Source organism: Aquitalea palustris, assembly GCF_003693445.1.
Lineage (GTDB): Bacteria > Pseudomonadota > Gammaproteobacteria > Burkholderiales > Chromobacteriaceae > Aquitalea > Aquitalea palustris.
In genome coordinates, this window is record NZ_RFAR01000003.1 from 1 (window position 1) to 20,498 (window position 20,498).

At 62.4% G+C, this 20,498-nt stretch carries 20 protein-coding genes; 10 read left to right on the top strand and 10 right to left on the bottom strand.

Going from position 1 to position 20,498, the window contains the following annotated elements; genetic code table 11:
* The 7 genes from EAY64_RS00505 to EAY64_RS00535 all read right to left on the bottom strand — a co-directional run.
* On the bottom strand, positions 1 to 889 hold an 889-nt coding region (locus tag EAY64_RS00505), incomplete at its 3' end, for an aldehyde dehydrogenase family protein (RefSeq protein ID WP_122081940.1).
* A 5-nt stretch (positions 890 to 894) separates the two neighbouring features.
* A complete protein-coding gene (locus EAY64_RS00510) occupies positions 895 to 2,088 on the bottom strand; it encodes a Bcr/CflA family multidrug efflux MFS transporter (protein ID WP_103522832.1) in 1,194 nt (397 codons plus the stop codon).
* 6 nt (positions 2,089 to 2,094) lie between these two features.
* Positions 2,095 to 2,475: a 5-carboxymethyl-2-hydroxymuconate Delta-isomerase gene (locus EAY64_RS00515; RefSeq protein WP_059285042.1), complete on the bottom strand. Its 381-nt coding sequence runs from the start codon at positions 2,473 to 2,475 to the stop codon at positions 2,095 to 2,097.
* 63 nt (positions 2,476 to 2,538) lie between these two features.
* Positions 2,539 to 3,387 (bottom strand): 3,4-dihydroxyphenylacetate 2,3-dioxygenase, encoded by an 849-nt coding sequence (hpaD, locus tag EAY64_RS00520; protein ID WP_103522833.1) that lies wholly within the window; start codon positions 3,385 to 3,387, stop codon positions 2,539 to 2,541.
* A gap of 226 nt (positions 3,388 to 3,613) precedes the next feature.
* A complete protein-coding gene (gene hpaE, locus EAY64_RS00525; protein WP_103522834.1) occupies positions 3,614 to 5,074 on the bottom strand; it encodes a 5-carboxymethyl-2-hydroxymuconate semialdehyde dehydrogenase in 1,461 nt (486 codons plus the stop codon).
* Positions 5,075 to 5,127: 53 nt separating this feature from the next.
* Positions 5,128 to 5,907, bottom strand: coding sequence for a fumarylacetoacetate hydrolase family protein (locus tag EAY64_RS00530; RefSeq protein WP_103522835.1), 780 nt, complete (start codon positions 5,905 to 5,907; stop codon positions 5,128 to 5,130).
* Complete coding sequence (locus EAY64_RS00535) at positions 5,904 to 6,668, bottom strand: fumarylacetoacetate hydrolase family protein (protein ID WP_103522836.1); 765 nt, start codon at positions 6,666 to 6,668, stop codon at positions 5,904 to 5,906. The genes EAY64_RS00530 and EAY64_RS00535 overlap by 4 nt, the downstream gene beginning before the upstream one ends.
* Positions 6,669 to 7,027: 359 nt before the next feature.
* Here EAY64_RS00535 and hpaA point away from each other — a divergent pair, with 359 nt between their 5' ends.
* Positions 7,028 to 7,915 carry a 4-hydroxyphenylacetate catabolism regulatory protein HpaA gene (hpaA, locus tag EAY64_RS00540; RefSeq protein ID WP_103522837.1) on the top strand — a complete coding sequence of 296 codons (888 nt, stop codon included), beginning with the start codon at positions 7,028 to 7,030 and terminating at the stop codon, positions 7,913 to 7,915.
* Positions 7,916 to 7,922: 7 nt separating this feature from the next.
* On the opposite strand, the gene EAY64_RS00545 is transcribed toward hpaA, so the two are convergent.
* On the bottom strand, positions 7,923 to 8,873 hold the full coding sequence (locus tag EAY64_RS00545) for a helix-turn-helix domain-containing protein (RefSeq protein ID WP_103522838.1): 951 nt from the start codon (positions 8,871 to 8,873) through the stop codon (positions 7,923 to 7,925).
* Here EAY64_RS00545 and EAY64_RS00550 point away from each other — a divergent pair.
* The 8 genes from EAY64_RS00550 (at position 8,872) to EAY64_RS00585 (ending at position 18,133) form a co-directional block, all read left to right on the top strand.
* Positions 8,872 to 9,108, top strand: a complete 237-nt coding sequence (locus EAY64_RS00550) for a hypothetical protein (protein ID WP_103522839.1) — start codon at positions 8,872 to 8,874, stop codon at positions 9,106 to 9,108. The two genes, EAY64_RS00545 and EAY64_RS00550, sit on opposite strands and share 2 nt — an antisense overlap.
* Positions 9,109 to 9,419: 311 nt before the next feature.
* A complete protein-coding gene (locus EAY64_RS00555) occupies positions 9,420 to 10,919 on the top strand; it encodes an aldehyde dehydrogenase family protein (RefSeq protein ID WP_103522840.1) in 1,500 nt (499 codons plus the stop codon).
* Positions 10,920 to 11,049: 130 nt separating this feature from the next.
* Positions 11,050 to 12,381, top strand: a complete 1,332-nt coding sequence (locus EAY64_RS00560; protein WP_103522841.1) for an aspartate aminotransferase family protein — start codon at positions 11,050 to 11,052, stop codon at positions 12,379 to 12,381.
* 62 nt (positions 12,382 to 12,443) lie between these two features.
* A complete protein-coding gene (locus EAY64_RS00565; protein ID WP_103522842.1) occupies positions 12,444 to 13,178 on the top strand; it encodes a helix-turn-helix transcriptional regulator in 735 nt (244 codons plus the stop codon).
* Between the two features lie 119 nt (positions 13,179 to 13,297).
* A complete protein-coding gene (locus EAY64_RS00570; protein ID WP_103522843.1) occupies positions 13,298 to 14,809 on the top strand; it encodes an APC family permease in 1,512 nt (503 codons plus the stop codon).
* On the top strand, positions 14,790 to 15,401 hold the full coding sequence (locus tag EAY64_RS00575; protein WP_103522844.1) for a DUF3156 family protein: 612 nt from the start codon (positions 14,790 to 14,792) through the stop codon (positions 15,399 to 15,401). Before EAY64_RS00570 ends, EAY64_RS00575 begins: the two co-directional genes overlap by 20 nt.
* 37 nt (positions 15,402 to 15,438) lie before the next feature.
* Positions 15,439 to 17,115: an arylsulfatase gene (locus EAY64_RS00580; protein ID WP_103522845.1), complete on the top strand. Its 1,677-nt coding sequence runs from the start codon at positions 15,439 to 15,441 to the stop codon at positions 17,113 to 17,115.
* A gap of 1 nt (position 17,116) precedes the next feature.
* Complete coding sequence (locus EAY64_RS00585) at positions 17,117 to 18,133, top strand: formylglycine-generating enzyme family protein (RefSeq protein WP_103522846.1); 1,017 nt, start codon at positions 17,117 to 17,119, stop codon at positions 18,131 to 18,133.
* Here EAY64_RS00585 and hpaR read toward each other — a convergent pair.
* Positions 18,130 to 18,606: a homoprotocatechuate degradation operon regulator HpaR gene (gene hpaR, locus EAY64_RS00590; RefSeq protein WP_103522847.1), complete on the bottom strand. Its 477-nt coding sequence runs from the start codon at positions 18,604 to 18,606 to the stop codon at positions 18,130 to 18,132. The two genes, EAY64_RS00585 and hpaR, sit on opposite strands and share 4 nt — an antisense overlap.
* Before the next feature lie 157 nt (positions 18,607 to 18,763).
* Here hpaR and EAY64_RS00595 point away from each other — a divergent pair, with 157 nt between their 5' ends.
* On the top strand, positions 18,764 to 19,552 hold the full coding sequence (locus EAY64_RS00595) for an SDR family NAD(P)-dependent oxidoreductase (RefSeq protein ID WP_103522848.1): 789 nt from the start codon (positions 18,764 to 18,766) through the stop codon (positions 19,550 to 19,552).
* Positions 19,553 to 19,714: 162 nt separating this feature from the next.
* Here EAY64_RS00595 and EAY64_RS00600 read toward each other — a convergent pair whose 3' ends face one another.
* Positions 19,715 to 20,494 (bottom strand): SDR family oxidoreductase, encoded by a 780-nt coding sequence (locus EAY64_RS00600; RefSeq protein WP_103522849.1) that lies wholly within the window; start codon positions 20,492 to 20,494, stop codon positions 19,715 to 19,717.
* Positions 20,495 to 20,498 lie beyond the last annotated feature (4 nt).

Below are 20,498 nucleotides of genomic sequence, written 5' to 3' on the forward strand. Positions count from 1 at the left end.
GTACCAGCAGGCGGTTGGCGCAGACGCAGGTCTGGCCGCTGTTGCGGAACTTGGCAAACAGCGCGCCCTGCACCGCTGCGTCCAGATCGGCATCGTCGAATACGATGAAGGGCGCATTGCCGCCCAGCTCCAGCCCCAGCTTTTTCACTGTGTCGGCGCATTGGCGCATCAGCAATTTGCCCACGGCGGTGGAGCCGGTGAAGCTGAGCGCCCGCACCAGCGGATTGCTGGTCAGCTCGCCGCCGATAGCCACGGCGTCGCTGCCGGTCACGACATTGAATACGCCGGGTGGCAGGCCAGCCTGCTCGGCCAGTGCCGCCAGTGCCAGTGCGGACAGGGGCGTTTCGGCGGCCGGTTTCAGCACCACCGTGCAGCCTGCCGCCAGCGCCGGGGCTACCTTGCGGGTAATCATGGCGTGCGGGAAATTCCACGGCGTGATGGCAGCCACTACGCCGATGCCCTGACGGATGGTGAGCAGCCGCTTGTCAGTAAAGGGGCTGGGAATCACCTCGCCGTAGACGCGCTTTCCTTCTTCGGCAAACCACTCGATATAACTGGCACCGTAGGCGATTTCGCCCAGGCTCTCGGCGGGTGGCTTGCCTTGTTCCTGGCTGATCAGATCGGCCAGTTCCTGCTGGTGTTGCAGGATCAGCGCATGCCAGCGCTGCAGGATGGCGGCACGCTGTTTGGCGCTGAGCGCTTGCCAGGCGGGCAAGGCCGCATGGGCGGCGGCAATGGCGGCGCGAGTGTCCTGCGCATCCAGATCGGCAACTTCGGCCAATAGTTGGCCACTGGCCGGATTGCGCACGGCAAAGCGGCGGCTGCCGGGCAACCACTGGCCATTGATATAGGCTTGCTCGCGCAGCAGGGAAAGAGGTTCGCTTTGCATGGGGTTCATTTCTGCCTCAGGGGAAGGCGGATCAATTGCAGGCATAGCCAGGCAGCGACTCCGCAGGCCATTACCAGCAGGTTCATGGCGCGCGGGCTGCTATCGAACAGGCTGGCCACCAGCGCACTGGCCAGCATGCCGCAGCCAAACTGGCCGGATACCGCCAGCGCCATCACCGCACCGGCACGGTCGGCGTGCAGTTGCAGCAGCCGCGCCATGGCATTGGGGCCGATGCTGCCGGTCATGCCCACGCTGAACAGCAGTGGCAACACGGTCAGCCACAGGCTGTGCCCGCCCAGCAGCCACAGTGCCAGCCCGGCCAGGGCCACCACGCCGCATTGCCACTGCAACAGGGTGTCGATGGCATGGCGCTGCAGCAGCTGGTGGTTGAGCAGGCTGAACAGCACGATGGCGACGATATTCAACCCGAACAGATAGCCGTAATGCTGGGGTGCCATGCCAAAGTACTGGATGTAAACAAAGGGCGAACCAGTGATGTAGGCGAACATCGCGCCAAAACTCAGGCCCAGCGCCAGGCTATAGCCCATGGTGGGCAGGTCTCGCAGCAGGTGGCCATAGGCACGGAAGGCCTTGGCCAGCGTGATGTCATGACGCCCGCTGGGCGGGTGGCTTTCCGGCAGGCGCAGCGTCACCACGCCAAGGCAGATGGCGCCAATCACCGCAAGCAGCAAAAACAGGCTGCGCCAACCGGCCAGCAGCAACAGCCAGCCACCCAGTAGCGGGGCCAGCAAGGGAGCGATCATGGTGATCTGCTGCATCAGGGTCAGCACATGGCTGGCCTCGCTCAGCGGAAAGGCATCACGCACGATGGCACGCGCCATCACCGTGGCCGCCCCTCCACCCATGGCCTGCAGCACACGCAGGGCAATCAGTTGCTCTGCGCTTTGCGCCGCAGCGCAAGCCAGGCTGGCGGCCAGATACAGGCTGAGGCCGGTCAGCAATACCGGGCGGCGGCCATAGCGGTCGGACAGCGGGCCGTACAGCAACATGCCGCCGCAAAAGCCAGCCAGAAAACCGCCGATGGTCAGCTGGATGCGCGCTACCGGTGCGGACAGGTCTGCCGCGATGGTGGGCAGGGCGGGCAGGTACATGTCGATGGATAGCGGACCAAAGGCCACCAGTACCCCCAGCAGCAAGATCAGCCGCACCTGCTGCTGTGCATGGCTAACGGTATGCATATTGGCTTATCTGAAGCGTTGATGGACGTTGTTGTGCTTGTAGCTGAGCTTGGCATCCAGTTCGCTCAGTTCGAAGGTGAGCGCCAGATAGCGGGCATCAAACAGCGGCGCGAAGTGTTCCTTGATCAGTGCAAACAAGCCCTGCGCGGTGCGCTCGCGCTCTTCAAAAGTGCGGCCGTGGCCGATTTTCAGGCTCATGTGGACAAAGGCGTAGTCAGCCTCGCCATCGGCCATGCGCCAGGTGTCCAGCCAGATGGCGCGGCTGCGGATGCCGGCCACCGGATAGAGACCGGTGCCAATCAGGTAGGCATGGGCTTTTTCGAACAGGCCGGGCAGGTCGGCTTGCTCACGAATATTGTCAGTACATTCGACGATGAAGTGCGGCATGGAATCCTCCGGGGAAAAACGGCCAGCCTGCCGGGGCAGGACTGGCCGTGCGGGATGGCTGGATCAGACCGGCAGTACCACGTTGATCTGGCCGGTGCCGGAGCTGCCAAAGTAAGGCGTGATCACCTCGGCCTTGCCCTGGTATTCGTCCCAGCCCAGCGCGCCCAGCAGCATGGCGGTGTCGTGCATGAAGCCTTCGCCATGGCACTTTTCCGCATACTCCGGCAGCATGGCGCAGAAGGTTTTCCAGTCGCCGCGCTGCCACATGGCCACCACATCGTGGTCGAAGCTTTCCAGGAAGGGGCTCCATACCTTGTGCAGGTATTGCTCGGCCACGCCGTTCTGGGCAAAGCGGTGCGATAGCGAACCGCTGGCCAGAAACGCCACCTTGCCCTCGTACTGTTCTTCCACCGCCTGACGCATGGCCATGCCCAGGCGGGCGCTGTCGGCCAGACTGTGTACCGTGCACATGGCGGACACCGACACCACCTTGAAATGCTGGTCGGGATTCATATAGCGCATCGGCACCAGCGTGCCGTATTCCAGTGCCAGCGTGGTGGCGTCATGGGCGCGGGTATGCACGCCGGCCTTGGTGGCGGCATCGGCCAGCAACTGACCCAGCGCCGGATTACCGGGGTAGGCATAGGGCAGGTTCTTGATGAAGTGCGGCAGTTCGTTGGAGGTGTAGACCCCTTCAAACGCCGGGGCGCAATTGACGTGATAGCCGGAATTCACCAGCCAGTGGGTGTCGAACACCACGATGGTGTCTACCCCCAGTTCGCGGCAGCGGCGGCCGATTTCCTTGTGGCCGTCGATGGCGGCCTGACGGCAGCCCTGATGCTGGCCGGGCAGTTCGGATAAATACATCGACGGCACATGCGTGATCTTGGCCGCCAGGGCGAGTTGTCCCATGGTGTGTCTCCTTTGTAGTCGTGAGGGCGGTGGGGCTGATGTGTGCCACTGCCAAGAGGCCGGGCGTTCTGTGGCGCCCTGACCATCTGTTGTCTTACTGTTGTCTTAAGAGCTGCTAACAAAATAGCGCAGCGTCCCTGATGCAAGGCGCGCCGACGCAGACAGTACAAGTAGTACGGCTAGGAGGCGCAACGCCGCAGCTGGGTTTTTGTTAGTAGCGATAAGTTCACAGGCCCCAGCGCGGAATATGGTGGCTGCCCATGGAAATGCAGACGTTCTTGATTTCGGCAAATACCTCGAAGCTGTACTCACCACCTTCGCGCCCGGTGCCGGAGGCCTTCACGCCACCAAAGGGCTGACGCAGATCGCGTACATTCTGGCTGTTGATGAACACCATGCCAGCCTCGATGCCACGCGCCAGACGGTGCGCCTTGCCGATGTCCTGGGTCCAGATATAGGACGCCAGGCCGTATTCCACATCATTGGCCAGGCGCAGCGCGTCGGCTTCATCGTCAAACGGCATCAGGCAGACGACCGGGCCGAAGATTTCTTCCTGGGCAATGCGCATGCGGTTGTCCACATCGGCAAACACCGTGGGCTGGATGAAGTTGCCGCGCGCCAGATGGGCGGGCAGACCAGCCGGGCGTTCCAGACCGCCAGCCACCAGCCGGGCACCTTCTTCCATGCCGATGCGGATGTAACCGGTGACCTTGTCGTAGTGTTGCGGGGTGATCATGGAGCCGACCTGGGTGGTCGGGTCTTGCGGATCACCAACCTTCAGGCGCTTGGCGCGGGCAGCGAATTCCTCGACAAACTTGTCGTACACCGGGCGCTGGATGAAGATGCGGCTGCCGGCGGTGCAGCGTTCGCCATTGAGCGAGAAGATGGTGAACAGCGCGGCATCCAGTGCACGGTCCAGATCGGCATCGGCAAAAATCAGCACTGGCGACTTGCCGCCCAGCTCCATGGAAAACTTCTTCAGTCCGGCATTCTGCATGATGCGCTGGCCGGTGGCGGTACCGCCGGTAAAGGACACGGCGCGTACATCAGGGTGGCGTACCAGCGCATCCCCTGCGGTGGCGCCATAGCCCTGCACCACGTTGAACACGCCGGGCGGTACACCGGCTTCCAGCGCGAGGCGACCCAGCTCGTTGGCCGTGAGCGGCGACAGTTCGGACATCTTCAGCACCGCGGTATTGCCCAGCGCCAGGCAAGGCGCGGTTTTCCAGGTGGCGGTCATGAAGGGCACATTCCACGGCGACACCAGGCCACACACACCTACCGGCTGATACAGCGTGTAGTTGAGCATGCTGTCGTCCACCGGATAGCTGTGGCCGTTCATGCGGGTACACACTTCGGCGAAGAAGTCGAAGTTGTGCGAGGCGCGCGGAATCAGCACGTTTTTGGTCTGGTGGATGGGCAGGCCGGTGTCCAGTGTTTCCAGCTCGGCCAGCATCGGCACGTTCTGGTCGATCAGCTCGCCCAGACGACGCATGATTTTGGCGCGCTCCTTGGCCGGGGTGCCCGCCCACTTGGGAAAGGCTTCCTTGGCGGCGGCCACGGCGGCGTTGATTTCGTCGGCACCGCCAGAGGCGACTTCGGTAATCACTTCGCCGGTGGCCGGGTTGACGGTTTCAAAGACTTGCTTGCTCTCGACCTCGCGGCCATTGATCCAGTGCTTGATCATCTTGTGTTCTCCTGTGCAGGCGCGCCGTCTACCGGGCCGCGCCGGATAATGTTTCACACGGTTTGTGCCTGGCGGGCTGCGTATTGCGCCTCGCTGACAATGTGGTTCACCAGACGGCCCACCCCTTCCACCTCGACAATCACCTCATCGCCCGGCACCACATCGGCCAGCCCTTCCGGCGTGCCGGTGGCGATCATGTCGCCGGGGGACAGGGTCATGAAGCTGCTGAGGTATTCGATAAGGAAGGGAATGTCGAACACCATGTCGCTGGTGTTGCCCTGTTGGCGCAGCTCGCCATTCACCCAGGTACGCAAGGTGAGCGCAGCCGGGTTGGCCACGTTGTCGCGGTCCACCCACCACGGACCTATCGGGGTGAGGGTGTCGCGGTTTTTCACCCGCAGATTGGGGCGGTAGTAGTTTTCCAGGTAGTCGCGCACCGCGTAGTCATTGCACACGCTGTAGCCGGCTACATAGTCCATCGCCTGTTCACGGCTGACGTTCTTGGCGGTCTTGCCGATGATCACCACCAGCTCGCACTCGTAGTGCATGTAAGTGATGTTGTCCGGCCGTACCGATAGCTGCCGGTGGCCGGTGAGCGTGGCCGGTGACTTCAGGAAAACCAGCGGCTCAGTCGGCGCCTTGAAGGCCAGTTCGGCGGCGTGGTCGGCATAGTTCAGCCCCAGCGCGAATACCGTGCCTTCGGCTGGTGGCAGCCATTCGACAGCGTCTTCGGCCAGGCGGCGGCCATCGGCCAGTTGTACTGAGTGGTCGTCATTCACCAGAACGGCATGAATCTCTGCCTCGCCGGGCAGGCGGATGCGGGCGTGTTTCATTGGGTGCTCTCCTCGGCAATCAGGTGGTTTTCCAGGCGGCCAATGCCGGCTATCTCCACGGCTACGGTGTCGCCGGGGCGGATTTCCAGTTGACGCAGCGGGGTGGCGGGGATGATCAGGTCGCCCGGCTGCAAGGTCATGAACTGGCTGAGGGCGGCAATCAGTTGCGGCACGGAGCGCAGCCAGTCGCGGCTGTGGTTGGTTTCAGCCAGCTCGCCATTCAGGTAGCTGCGGATTTCCACGTTCAGCGGGTCGAGGGCAGCAGCATCCACCAGCCACGGCCCCATCGGGCAGAAGCCGTCGCGGCACTTGGCCTTGACGGCCGGGCGGTAGAAGCTGCTTTCTTCCAGGCTGATTTCATTCACTACGGTGTAGCCAGCCACCACCTCCAGTGCCTGTTGTTCTGTCAGCTTGCTGGCTACCTTGCCAATCACCACACCCATCGCACCACCGGCAAACACCTTGCCCGCCTGGGTGGGCAGGGCGATGGTGCAGCCGTGGCCGGCGTGGGTATTGCGTGGCTTGATGAACAGCACCGGCGTGGCCGGGGCTTTCTGGTAGGGCGGCTGCTGGAAGTCGGCTTCCAGCTTGTCCAGCAGGCTGCGGTGGTTCAGTGCCACGCCATAGACGGTGCCGGTAACGGGTGCCAGCCATTGCGGCTGGTCCGCCAGTGGGTTGCCGTTGTCCAGCAGCAGCTTGCCAGCGGCCAGCGGCGTCACGCGGCGGGCTTGCTGGTCCAGCACGATGCGGCCTTGCTTCATCGGTCTCTTCCTTGTCGTGGGCATGGCCTGCGACTGCTAGCCATTTATTTAATATGTTAACTTTATACGGTTGCGCTAACGGGTTTGTCAACGCAGCCACCCGGCCAGCGGCTGCCCTGACTGCCACTATGCCGGCAGTGAAGCAGTACTTTCTGGACGAATAACTGTACTTTCCATGAGTATATGGATGGCACTGGCTGATAACTTAAGCCTGGTTGATGCTGGATTTTTCAGTTAAGTTGATGAAAATAAATGGATTAAGCTTTAATGCTGGTGTCGGTGGCAAATGCTGGCTGTACAAAAGCCGACATGGCCGGATGGCTGTAGTATTTTCAGCACAGCGATGCACTGGAGTGGACATGGGGCAGAACAGACGTACACCGATACCCAATATCGACATCGGCAAGGTATATGACAGCCGCTATGGCGAGTCGGACATCAATATCGAAGCCTTTGGCAAACTGGCGGAATTCTTTGGCCGCAATATGCCGGTGCATCGGCACGACCGCTTTTTCCAGCTGCATTATCTGGCCAGCGGGCAGATCCGCCTGTATCTGGAAGAGCAGCAATACCTGGCGCGGGCCCCGCTGTTTTTCTTTACCCCGCCCACGGTGCCGCATGCCTTTATCACAGAGACGGATGCCGAAGGTTTTGTGCTGACGGTCAGGCAGGAGTTGGTGCGCCTGCTCTTGCACACCCTCCCGGCAGCGCAACTGGAGCCATGGTTGATGCAGCCGGCCTGCGTCGAACTGCAAGACGAGGTGGCAGCCCAGCGTCTGCCCTTGCTGCTGGGGCTGCTAAGCGAGGAGTTCATGGGCGAGGGGCGGGGGAGGGAGGCGGCCATGCAGGGCCTGACTCAGCTGATTCTGGTAGCAGCCCTGCGCTTGTCGCAGCATGCCGGGCCTACCGCGCACTTTCGCCGCGAAGATCTGCAAATCTTCCACCGCTTCAATGCGCTGATCGAACAACATTACCGTGAGCACTGGTCGCTATGGTGCTATGGCGAAGCCATGGGAGTGACCGAGTCGCGGCTGAATGACATATGCCGGCGCATGGCGGACCTGCCGTCCAAGCGGCTGATTCACGACCGCCTGCTGCAGGAAGCCCGGCGGCTGCTGATTTTTTCTGCCAGTTCGGTCAACGAGATTGCCTATCACCTGGGCTTCAAGGACCCGGCTTACTTCTCGCGCTTTTTCCTGCGGGAAACCGGACTCAAACCCAGCGATTACCGTCGGCGCAACAGTTGATGCCTAGCTATTGCAGCAAGCCGCGGCTGCGGGTGTCCGACGGCAACTCGCAAAACAGCTTGCGGTAGTCACGGGCAAAGTGGCCCAGATGGTAAAAGCCCCAGTACCCGGCCGCTTCACGTATGCCCCGGGCAGCATGCTCGGGCGACAGCAGCATGCGCCGCACGGCATTGAGCCGGATCGAGCGCAGATAGTCCACCGGTGTGGTGTTGGCAATCAGCTGGAAACTGTTTTGCAGGGTGCGCCGGCTGATGCGCAATTGCTGGCACAGGTCGAGCACGGTGACCGGCTCGTCGCTGCTATCCATCACGATGGCCTGGCTGCGCCGCACAATATCGCTATGCGTGGCATAGGTCAGATTCAGCCGCTGCTCCGGCACACTGTCATGCAGCATGTCCAGCAGCAGGCTGATCAACTGGTGCTGCACCAGTTTCTGGCTACCGGCAAACTCCAGCAGGTCGGGGTTTTCCAGCGCCTGTTCGAACACGCCAAGCAAGGTGCTGCGGGTCGTGGCCAGTTGCTCCGGCCGCACCTGTATCACCGGCTGCCAGTGGCGTTTGCCCGATAGCTGCTGGTAAAACTCCGGAGCCAGTGCAGCCAGGTCTTCGTTGCGCACCGACAGCTGGATGGAGTCCACCGCTGGTGGCACGTGCATGATGAATTCTTCATTGCTGCGCAAGGCGGTAATGGCATGGCTGCCTACCGAGCGCCCTTGCAGGGTGAGTGGCAGCGGGGCGTGAATGGGGATGGCAAAGTGCACCATGTTGGCTGGCGCACGGCCATATTGCACCACGCGCTGGTTGAGTACTTCGCGAAACACCTCCAGATGGCCGGTGTTCAACAGCGATAGCGAGCTGCAAAAGCGGCCGCTGCTGATCTGGTCGTAAACCTGTTGCCAGCCGGGCAGATGGGCGGCATGGTGCTGTGCATCGTTGAAATGACGGATTTCGGCCAGCATGGTGGACCTCCTGAAGCATTGTCTCTCTGGCGGCGGGGCGGGCCCGGCCACTCCATTTCTCTATTGGCGTTTCTTAGTGATGGCTGACCGCTGGGCGGACATGGCGGGCGGCATCTTGGTGTCGCTTCTGCCGGTTGGGCGTGCCGAACAGCTTAAAGCAAATTCGGCCTGCCTTCGTATCTTCAGGGATTTGTCTGCTACCCGCAAAAAATACTTAACATATTATCTAATTTGACAGGGCGCAGCGGATGCCGCACCAAGCCAAGCCTTGTCTGGCAAGGCTTGCGTTGCCGTGCTGCTTGTTTCATCTCTGCAACAAGGCAGCCGTTTTTCAAGCTCGTCCATCCGGCCTGTCTTTCTGCCGAGGTCGCTGCAGGCTTTGCCGATTTGGGATAAGCCCACGAAAAAGTGCCGCGTATATTGACCTGCAACAAGATACCTCGGGAGGACGCCTGCTAGGGCGGCGCCAAGGGGACATCAGAACACATTGCCGCGCGCGCTGGCCTGGCCGCAGCGATTGGCACATCTACTGAGGAGTAAAGCGTGATGGATCAAAACCTGGTGGCAGTACTGCCGCAAGTAACGGCATTTGTGCAGAAGGAGCATGGGCTATTGATCGATGGCCGCTCGGTTACGGCCTTGTCCGGCCAGCGCAGCGAGGTGCGCAATCCGGCAACAGGGCAGGTGATCGCCAGTGTGGCGGATGGCAATGAACAGGATGTGGATGCCGTGGTGCAGAGCGCCCATCGCGCCTTTCGCTCTGGCGTGTGGTCCGGCCTGCGCCCGGCTGACCGCGAGCGCATTCTGCTGAAGCTGGCCGATGTGCTGGAAGCCCATGCCGAGGAACTGGCCCAGCTGGAAACGCTGAATCAGGGCAAGTCCATCCATATTTCACGCGCCATCGAAGTGGGCGCGGCCATCGAATTTGTCCGCTATATGGCCGGCTGGGCTACCAAGCTTGGTGGCGAAACCATGGATGTGTCGATTCCGGTACCACCCGGCACCCGCTACACCGCCTATACCCGCCGCGAGCCAATTGGCGTGGTGGCCGGCATCGTGCCGTGGAATTTCCCGCTGATGATTGCCATCTGGAAGATGGTGCCGGCCTTGGCGGCTGGCTGTACCGTGGTGCTCAAACCCTCCACCGAAACCCCGCTGACTGCACTGCGCCTGGGCGAGCTGGCGCTGGAAGCCGGCATTCCGCCTGGAGTGGTGAATGTGCTGACCGGGCGTGGTTCCCGCGCCGGTCAGGCGCTGGCAGCTCACCCGCTGGTCAGCAAGATTTCCTTTACCGGCTCTACCGAAATCGGCAAGACCGTTGGCCATGCTGCCATCGACAACATGACCCGTTTCTCGCTGGAACTGGGTGGCAAAAACCCGATGATCATGCTGGGCGACATCGATGTCGACAAGGCCATCCAGGGCGCCTTGATGGGCGGCTTCCTCAATCAGGGCCAGGTGTGCGCTGCGGCCTCGCGCCTGTACATCCATCGCAGCAAATTCAACCAGGTGGTCGAGGGGCTGGCTGCCGTCGCCAACAGCATGACGCTGGGCAGCGGGCTGGACCTGAACGCCCAGGTCAATCCGCTGGTGTCGGCACGGCAGCAGCAATCGGTGTGCCGGCTGATCGAGGCAGGTCGCAGCGAAGGTGCCAGCATTCTGGCAGGCGGCGGCGCGGCCGATCTGCCGGGTTACTTCGTCAAGCCCACCATCATGATCAATGCGGCACAGCACAGCACCATCGTGCAGGAAGAGGTATTCGGCCCGGTGCTGGTGGCGCTGCCTTTTGACAGCATCGAAGAAGCCGTTGCCATGGCCAATGACTCGCGCTATGGCCTGGCCGCCAGCCTGTGGACCAACGACCTGTCCGCCGCCATGCACATCGTGCCGCAGATCCAGGCCGGCACGGTGTGGGTCAACAGCCATATTCCACTCGACCCCAGCCTGCCGTTTGGCGGTTTCAAGCAGTCCGGCATCGGCCGCGAATTCGGCCGCGGCGCAGTGGAAAACTTTACCGAGACCAAGTCGGTCTGCATCGCGTACTGAATCAGTAGAACCCCCGCTCCTGCCTGGCCATCCATCGCGTGATGCTGGCAAACAGGCAAGCAGAGCCGGGGGATGTCTCAGATTTTGTCGGCCACGACTGGCCACGAACTGTCTTCAAAGGAGCAATACCATGTCTTACGACAAGTCCCGTTTCTGGCACCCCATGCTGCACCCCAATGAAATGAAGCAACGCGAGCCCATCCGTATCGTGCGTGGCGAAGGCTGTCATGTATTTGATGACCAGGGCCGCAAACTGGTGGATGGCGTGGCTGGATTGTGGAACGTCAACGTCGGCCACAACCGCCCCGAGATCAAACAGGCCATCGTGTCCCAGCTGGATGAGCTGGAGTACTTCCAGCTGTTTGACGGTATTTCGCACCCGCGCGCCGAAGAACTGTCCGCCACCATCATCGACATGCTGCAGCAGGAAGACATGGCGCGCGTCAGCTTCAGCTCTGGCGGGTCGGATGCGGTGGAAACCGCACTCAAGCTGGCCCGCCAGTACTGGCGTGTTTGCGGTCAGCCAGACCGTACCAAGTTCATCTCGCTCAAGCAGGGTTACCACGGCGTGCATTTTGGTGGTGCTTCGGTCAATGGCAATACCGTGTTCCGTCGCAACTACGAACCCTTGTTGCCAGGCTGCTTTCATGTGGAAACCCCGTGGCTGTACCGCAACCCCTTCACGGATGATCCGGAAGAGCTGGCACAGATGTGCGCGCAGATGCTGGAGCGGGAAATCCAGTTCCAGAGCCCGGACACCGTGGCCGCCTTTATCGCCGAGCCCATCCAGGGCGCTGGTGGTGTCATCGTGCCGCCGGCCAGCTACTGGCCGCTGATCCGTGCCGTGTGCGACAAGTACGGCGTGCTGCTGATTGCCGATGAAATCGTCACCGGCTTTGGCCGTTCCGGCTCCATGTTTGGCAGCCGGCTGTGGGGGGTGAAGCCGGACATCATGTGCCTGGCCAAGGGCATTTCTTCCGGTTATGTGCCGCTGGGCGCCACCGTGGTGAACCAGCGCGTAGCCGATGCCTTTGCTAAAAACCAGGATTTTGGCGGCGTCATCATGCATGGTTACACCTATGCCGGCCATCCGGTGGCCTGCGCAGCGGCCATTGCCAACCTCAAGATCGTGCGTGAGGAAAACCTGCCGGCCAAGGCGGCAGTGCAGGGTGAATACTTGCTGAACAAGCTCAAGCCGTTTGCCGACAAATACGCCGCTGTGGGCGAAGTACGTGGCAAGGGCCTGATGATTGCGCTGGATCTGGTACAGGACAAGCAAACCCGTGAACCCATCGACCCGATGGGTGGCTATGCCGGCAAGGTGGCCGAGATCGCCCGTGAGGCTGGTGTTCTGGTGCGCCCGGTTGGCACCAAGATCATCCTGTCGCCACCGCTGGTGATTGGCCAGGCCGAGTGCGATGCCATCGTGTCGGCACTGGCGGCCGGTTTCGACGCCGCCTGAGTTGTCTGATGACCGGGGGCGCGCTTGCCGGTGCGTCCTCTGCCTGCTGAGGGGGGCTTGTCATGCACACTCTGGTCGACTCCGCACCCACGGAACCGCAGTTGCAACGCAGTCTGGACGTGCTGCAGGATTTGCTGCCCTTGAGCGCCTGCGCCTTTTATCGGGTAAACCGGCAGCAACAGCCACATGGCTTCGTGCTGCGCAGCATGCCGGATGCGGTGCATCAGCGCTATGTCAGCCGTTACATGCAGCACGACCCCTTGCATCCGGCACGGCTTGCCGTACAGCCACGCAATGTGGTGGCTCTGGGCGAGGTGCTGGCTGCACCCTTGCAGCCGGTATCCCGCTACGGCCCCTTCCTGGCCAGCAGCCGGGTGGTGGACGTGGTGGAAATCCTGCTGCGTCGTGGCGGGCGGGTGGTGGCCGGTTTTTCGCTGCTACGGCAGGGCCGCATGCAGGGTTTTGCTGCCGAGGAGCTGCGGTTGCTGCAGCAGGTTTACGGCCTGCTGGATATGGCGCTGGAGCCCTGCCTGCAGCCTGGCCGCGAGCCAGGCGCGCAGGTGGCACTCACCGGGCGTGAGGCCGAGATAGCGCGACTGCTGTGTGCCGGTGCCTGTAACAAGAGCATGGCCCGTGAGCTGGATATTGGTCTGGCCACGGTCAAGACCCATTTGCTGCACCTGTTTCGCAAGTTTGCCGTATCCAATCGTACCGAACTGGCCTGCGCACTGTTTGCACAGCAGCAAGCGGCAGCGCCGGGCGCAGCCAGCCAGGTCTTCGCCGGAAGTCATCCATAACAACAAGGATTTCCGGCTTTAGCGTGGGAAAGAAAGCAGTGGTGCGCCACAGACGGGCCAGCAGCCCGCTGCCCTGCTGACTTTGCCATGGTTAGCGTATTTTCAGGAGGAGAAACCAGATGTCGATTGAGAAGAAACTGACCCAGCACCTGCAGCAAGGGGTGGTGGGCTTTCCGGTGGCGCTGGCCAGTTCGGTCGGCGTGGTGATGGCCAGTCCGGTCATCCTTACCGTTACCAGCGGTTTTGGCATGGCTGGCAGCACCTTTGCCCTGGCCATGCTGATTGCCTTCATCATGATGCAGGCGCAGGCCACCACTTTTGCCGAAGCGGCATCGATGATGCCCACCTCGGGTGCGGTCTACGATTATATTTCCGGTGGTCTGGGGCGCTTCTGGGCCATCACCGGCACCATCTCCGCCTATCTGCTGGTGCATGTGTTTGCCGGCACTGCCGAAACCATCCTGTCCGGCATCATGGCGCTGGTGAATTTCGAACACCTCAACACCATGATGGAGCACAGCGGTACTTCCTGGATGGTGGGGGTGGGGCTGGTCATCCTGTTCGGCCTGCTCAATGCGCTGGGCATCACCATTTTCGGCAAGGCAGAGATCATCCTCACCTTCGTGATGTGGGCCACGCTGACGGTATTCGGCGTCATCGGCCTCATCAAGGCACCGGCTGTGTCGCTGCAGGGCTGGTTTGGCAACCCGCTGGATCTGTCCGACCCCAGCGGCGTGCTCAGTCTGATCGGCATGGCCATGTTCATGTTTGTCGGCTTCGAGCTGGTGACGCCACTGGCTCCCGAGTTGAAAAACGCTGGCCGCAATATCCCGCGTGCTGCCCGCTTGGGCCTGACCGGCGTGGCGGTGACCATGGCCATTTATGGCGCAGCCATGGTGCATCAGGTGGCCAATGTGGCGATGGACCCGAAAAATCCGGCCGGCCCGCATTTGCTGGATACACCGATGGCCATTCCCGCTTTTGCCGACCAGGTGATGGGCCCGTTCGGCAAGATCTGGCTGGGCATCGGCCTGCTGTTTGCCGGGGCAGCCACCATCAATACCCTGATTGCCGCCTTGCCGCGCATCCTGTACGGCATGGCCATCGATGGCGCGCTCCCGCGTGCTTTCACCTATCTGCATCCGCGTTTCAAGACCCCGCTGCTGGGTATTCTGGTGGCTGTCATCATTCCCTGCAGTCATGCCTGGTTCATCCAGGGGGACCTGGACCGCATCATGCCGCTGGTGCTGGCTGCCGTCTGTGCCTGGGGCGTGGCTTATCTGCTGGTCAATCTGGCGGTGGCGCGCTTGCGCTTTACCCGGCCTGATTTCCCGCGCGCCTATCGTTCGCCGTGGTTTCCGCTGCCGCAGATCGTGTCCTCGGTGGGCATTCTGATTGCCATCTGGTACATCACCCCGCCGGGTATGCATGCGCGTGATATCTATCTGCCCTTTGGCATCATGCTGGGCCTGACCGCGCTGTATGCGCTGGTGTGGACGGTGTGCGTGCAGAAGGTTAATCCCTTCCGTGCCGTGGCGCTGGAGGACATTCTCACTGCCGAGTTCGGCAAGGTGGGTGGCCATGCCTCGCTGATCGACGAGGAGCTGAAGCGTGTGGCAACGAGCGCTTGATTTTGCCTTGCGCCCCCGGCTGCCCAAGGGCTACCGGCCGGGGGCAACCCTGGCGCGGCTGCAGCGAGACCTGAGCGGGCTGGACTACCTGGGAGAAGAGGATGGCCAGCGCCGCTATGCACTGCCCGGCAGTAGCTGGAGCGTGCTGGTGAGCGAAGTGGTGGACAGCCAGTTGCTACTGCATACCGTCAGCTGCCGCTTCAGCCTGCAGTTGCCACTGGCCGCTCCGATCCAGCCCTGCCGACTGGCTTTCAGCCATCGTGGCCACTGGCGGCGCAAGGGCATTGCCTGCCGTGTGCAGCGTGGTGATGCCGACGCGCTGGCTGCCTTGCGACAGCAGCTGGAGCAGGATGCCGACCTGCACACCGCACTGATGCCGCTGGATTTCAAACGTTGCGAGCTGCTGGGCGATGCCGCAGGCTGGCGCGTGGAGATAGAACCTTTCGCCGCCAGCGAAGTGGTCGGCAGGTTTCCACCATTTCGCCGCTATATCCGTCTGATCAACACCCAGAAACTGGCAGTGCTGGCCTGTATGGCAGCATTGCGCCGCCTGCTTTTGGCGCAAGATGGCCCTCCCCTGAAACAAGACTGAGGGCGGCTGCCAGGGTAGTCCGTCCGGGAGGATGGACATGCGGCAGAGCAGATTTGTACTGGGCAGCGTGCTTCTCTGGCTGGCCACGGCGGTGCAGGCCGCCGGGCCGGCAGCACGGCCCAATATCGTACTGCTGGTGGTGGACGATATGGGCTATTCCGATCTGGGGGCGATGGGCGGCGAAATCGACACCCCCCACCTGGATGCCTTGCTGCGCGAAGGCCGGCTGTTATCCAGCATGTTGGTGGCGCCCACCTGTTCACCCACCCGCGCCATGCTGCTGGCCGGCATGGACAATCATCTGGCTGGTGTCGGCAATATGGCCGAGATGATGAGCCCCACGCTGACCCCGCATCAGCTGGGGCAGGCCGGTTACGAAGGCTATCTGGCCAGCCGGGTGGTGGCCCTGCCGCAGCTGCTGCGCGAGGCCGGCTATCACACTTATATGAGTGGCAAGTGGCATCTGGGCATGGCCGATGGCCAACGACCGGAGAGCCGTGGCTTTGAGCGCTCTTTTGCGCTAATGAATGGTGGTGCCGCGCATTTCAACCAGTCGGCCCCGCAACAGATTGTGGCTGGCACGCCAGCGCCGACCTATCGCGAAGATGGCCGCCTTGTCTCCTTGCCCGCCGATTTTTACTCCAGCACTTTCTTTACCGACAAGCTGATCAGCTATCTGGACAGCCAGTCCGCCGACGGCCAGCCCTTCTTCGCTTATCTCGCCTATACCGCGCCGCACCTGCCCCTGCAGGCTCCGGACCGCTTCTTGCGGCAATATCGCGGGCGCTATGCCGCCGGTTACGAGGAGATTTCCCGCCAGCGCATTGCCCGCATGCAGCGGCTGGGGCTGATTGGCAAGCAGGTCAAGCCTGTTCCCATGCCAGCGGGTGTCCGACCCTGGGCCAGCCTCAGCCCGGCCGAGCAGGCCCGTTCCGCCCGTGATATGGAAGCCTATGCTGCCATGCTCAGTGCACTGGATGTCGAAGTGGGCAAGCTGGTTACGCACTTGAAGCAGCGCGGCCAGTTTGACAATACCGTCATCCTCTTTCTGTCCGACAACGGGCCGGAAGGCAATGACTGGGCGGCAGATGGCGGCAACAAAAGCTGGATACCCGCCAACTTTGACAACCGGCTGGAGAATATCGGCCGGCCTGATTCCTTTGCCTTTCAGGGGCCGGCCTGGGGCCAGGTCAGCGCCCAGCCTTTCCGTTATTTCAAGGCCTTTACTTACGAGGGGGGAGTGCGTTCGGCTTCCTTCATCCGCTATCCCTCTGCCATCCATGCTGGTCGCAGCACCCAGCTGCTGACCGCCATGGACGTGATGCCCACCCTGCTCGAGCTGGCAGGGGCGCGTCATCCCGGCCTGCTGTGGCAGGGACAGACCGTGCTGCCTGTGCAAGGGATGTCGATGCTGCCTTATCTGCAAGGCCGTGCTGCCGTGCACAATCCTGATTATGTGTGGGGTATGGAGCTGATGGGGCGGCAAGCCTTGCGCAAGGGCCACTGGAAAATCGTCTACCACTACCAGAATCGCAACCAGGGGCACTGGGCCTTATACGATCTGCAGCAAGATCCGGGCGAACAGCATGATATCGCTAGCCGCCATGCCGCCAAGCTGGACGAACTGCTGACGGAATGGGCGCAGTATGTGCAGCGCAATAATGTGCGCCCCGGTATGCGTGACACCGGCTATCCACTGACCGGAGACGAATGACATGCGGCGCGGCTTGATCGCAGGCGGGCTGCTGTGGGTGAGTCTGGCGGCGGCAGCCGCACCACTGCTGGGTAGTGCTGCGGCCTGCCGGCGCTATGGCGGCATGCCGGATACGGCTGCCATGGCACAAGGCTGGGTGCCGGGTGGGCGCTTCATCATGGGAGCGGATGATGCCTATCCGGAAGAAGCGCCGGCGCGCGAGGTCACCGTCGCAGGCTTCTGGATGGACAGACAGGAAGTCAGCAATGCCCAGTTTGCCCGCTTTGTGCGCGCCACCGGCTATCGCACCCTGGCCGAGCGCGGGCTGGATGTTAGGCGCTATCCCGCCGTGCCGGCCAGGCTGCGCCAACCCGGCTCCATGGTGTTTATCATGCCGACCCGGCTGGCGCCGGACCAAGTCAACTGGTGGCACTTTGTCCCAGGTGCCAACTGGCGGCAGCCGGAAGGACCGGGTAGCAGCTGGCGCGGACGGGAGAACCACCCGGTGGTGCATATCGCCCGTGAAGATGCCACAGCCTATGCCCGCTGGGCCGGGCGCAGCCTGCCTACCGAGGCTGAGTTCGAATATGCCGCGCGTGGCGGTGCCGACAGTCGTTTTCCCTGGGGGGATAGCCTGCAGCGGCAAGGCCGGCAGATGGCCAATACCTGGCAGGGGCCTTTCCCCTTCAAGAACAATACTGAGGATGGCTTTGCCGCTACCGCACCGGTGGGCTGTTTTGCCGCCAATGGCTATGGCCTGTTCGACCTGATCGGCAATGTGTGGGAATGGACGGCAGATGACTGGAGCACGCCGCTGCGCGGTGCCACGGCGCAGCCGGCGTTGAATCTGGAGGATGCGCTGTCATTGCAGGCGCGTGGCCGCCAGCTTGGCACCATCAAGGGCGGTTCCTTTTTGTGCTCGCCGCTGTATTGCCAGCGTTACCGCCCCAGCGCCCGTCATGCCCAGGAGCTGAGCCTGGGCAGCAGCCATATCGGTTTTCGCACCGTATCGCACGCGCCCGGCCCGGCAGGGCCTTAAGCTTCCTCTAGCGTGCTGCTTGGCAGCACACCGGGTTGGGGGGCGGGTAGCTGTTCCAGCTCGCTTAGCAGGCTGATCAGCAGCTCCAGTTTTTCCTCGCCGAAATGGGCTTCGATCTGTTCGTAGCAGGCGGTGGACAGCGGGGCCACCTGGCGGGTCAGGCGGCGCCCCTCCTTGGACAAGGACACGATCAGCCGGCGGCTGTCCACCTTGTCGCGGCTGCGCAGCACCAGCCCGGCCTTTTCCATGCGCACCAGGATGCCGGTCAGGCTGGGCGACAGGATGCAGGCCAGGTCGGCAATCATGCCGGCTTCCATTTCGCCGCGATCATCCAGCAGCCGCAAGATGCGCCATTGCTGTTCAGTCAGGCCCACGCTATTGAGCAGGGGGCGGAAATAAGCCATCACTGCTTCGCGGGCGCGCAGCAAATGTTGGGGCAGGCGGTGCTGGTGCTGGGGGTTCTGTTTGGGCATGGGCTAGGGATGAGCAATGTTTTTAACATCTTAACATTCAGTTTCCTGCAACCCAAGTTCGCTGCTGCGTGCACCGGGTGCTCTCCACCATTTGATGGATAGGGCGCTGCCGCGCTGCAGCCTAGACTGGTCGCTTATCCACCAACAGGAGCAAGACATGAGCGAACAGGCCCGAGTCATCGTCATTACCGGAGCCGGCAGCGGCATTGGTGCCGCCTGCGCCCGCCTGCTGGCCGCCGATGGCCACGCGCTGGTGCTGATAGGCCGCCGCTCCGCGCCATTGCAGGCAGTGGCACAGGATTGCGGTGCGCTGGCACTGGTGGGCGATGCCGCCAGCAGTGCCGACTGGGAAGCGATGCAGGCCCAGATCATGCAGCGCTACGGGCGGATTGACGGCCTGCTGTGCTGCGCCGGCGGGCTGGGCATGGGCAGTGCGCTGGCTACCGACGATGTGGCATGGCAGGCAGCCATGCGTGCCAATCTGGATTCGGCCTTTGTCAGCACGCGCGCCTGCCTGCCGGACCTGATAAACAGCCGGGGGGCTGTGGTGTTGCTGGCGTCGATTGCCTCGCTGGCCGCCGGCCCGGAAGTCTGTGGCTACACCACGGCCAAACATGCCCTGATCGGCCTCACCCGTTCGCTGGCGCGCGACTATGGCCCGCAAGGGGTGAGGGTGAATGCTGTCTGCCCCGGCTGGGTGACCACGCCGATGGCCGACGAGGAAATGCAGCCGCTGATGCAACACTACGGCGACAGCCTGCAACAAGCCTATGCCCGGGTGACGGCCGACGTGCCCTTGCGCCGCGCCGCTGCAGCGGAGGAAATCGCCACGGTATGCCGCTTTTTGCTGTCGGAGCAGGCCAGCATCATCACCGGCGCCGCCATTGTGGCGGATGGCGGCTCCAGCATTGTCGATGTGCCGACGCTGGCGTATGGCCGGCTCTGACACCATTACAAGCAGCAAGACCGCCGGGTGGCGGTCTTGCTTCGCGCTGCGAACAAATCCCTGTGGCGGCCTTGCGCCTCCTGGCGGTACTGCTGCTACTGTCGGCGCGCCTCGTCCCAAGGACTGTTGTTGATTGCTCTGAATTGGCTAAACCGTTTTGGGTCAATGCATGACGGCGCTGCTCTCCGGCAGCGTGGCCCCGCCATCCACCACGATGGTCTGGCCCGTGATATAGCCGGCAGCATCGGAGGCGAGAAACAGCATCGCCGCTGCGATATCTGTCGGCTCGCCCAGCCGGCCCAGCGGAATGCTGCCGGCAATGGCCGCATTCAGGCCGGCATCGCCCAGATTGTCCATGGCTGGTGTGCGTATCATTCCAGGCTCCACCCCGTTGACGGTAATGTGATCAGCTGCCAGTTCCAGTGCGGCGGCACGAATAAAGCCGTTGACCCCGGCCTTGGACGCGGCGTAATGCGCCAGCCCCGGATAGGCAACCCGCGGGCCGGTCACCGATGAAGTGGCAATGATGCGCCCGCCACCCTGGCCACGCATGGCAGCTTGTGCGGCCTGGCTCAGCCAGAACAGTGCCTGCAGGTTGACGGCCAGCGTGCGTTGCAGCAGTGCCGGGCTGATATCGGCAAACGCCGTTAGCGGGAAATAAGCGGCATTGTGGATCAGCACATCCAGCCGGCCCTGTTGTTCCAGCACACGGCCTACCAGTGCGGTGGCTTGTTCTGGCTCGGCCAGATCGCACTGGCAGGCGCTGGCCTGCAAGCCTTGCGCCCGCAAGGCTGCAGCCGTGGCCAGGGCCAGTTCTCCCTGCAAGTCCGCCACCACCACCGTGGCGGCATGGCGGGCAAACAGCTGGCAGATGGCCGCACCTATGCCTTGCGCGCCGCCGGTCACCAGTACCACCTTGCCGGCAAAGTCGAGCTTGAGCATGGCT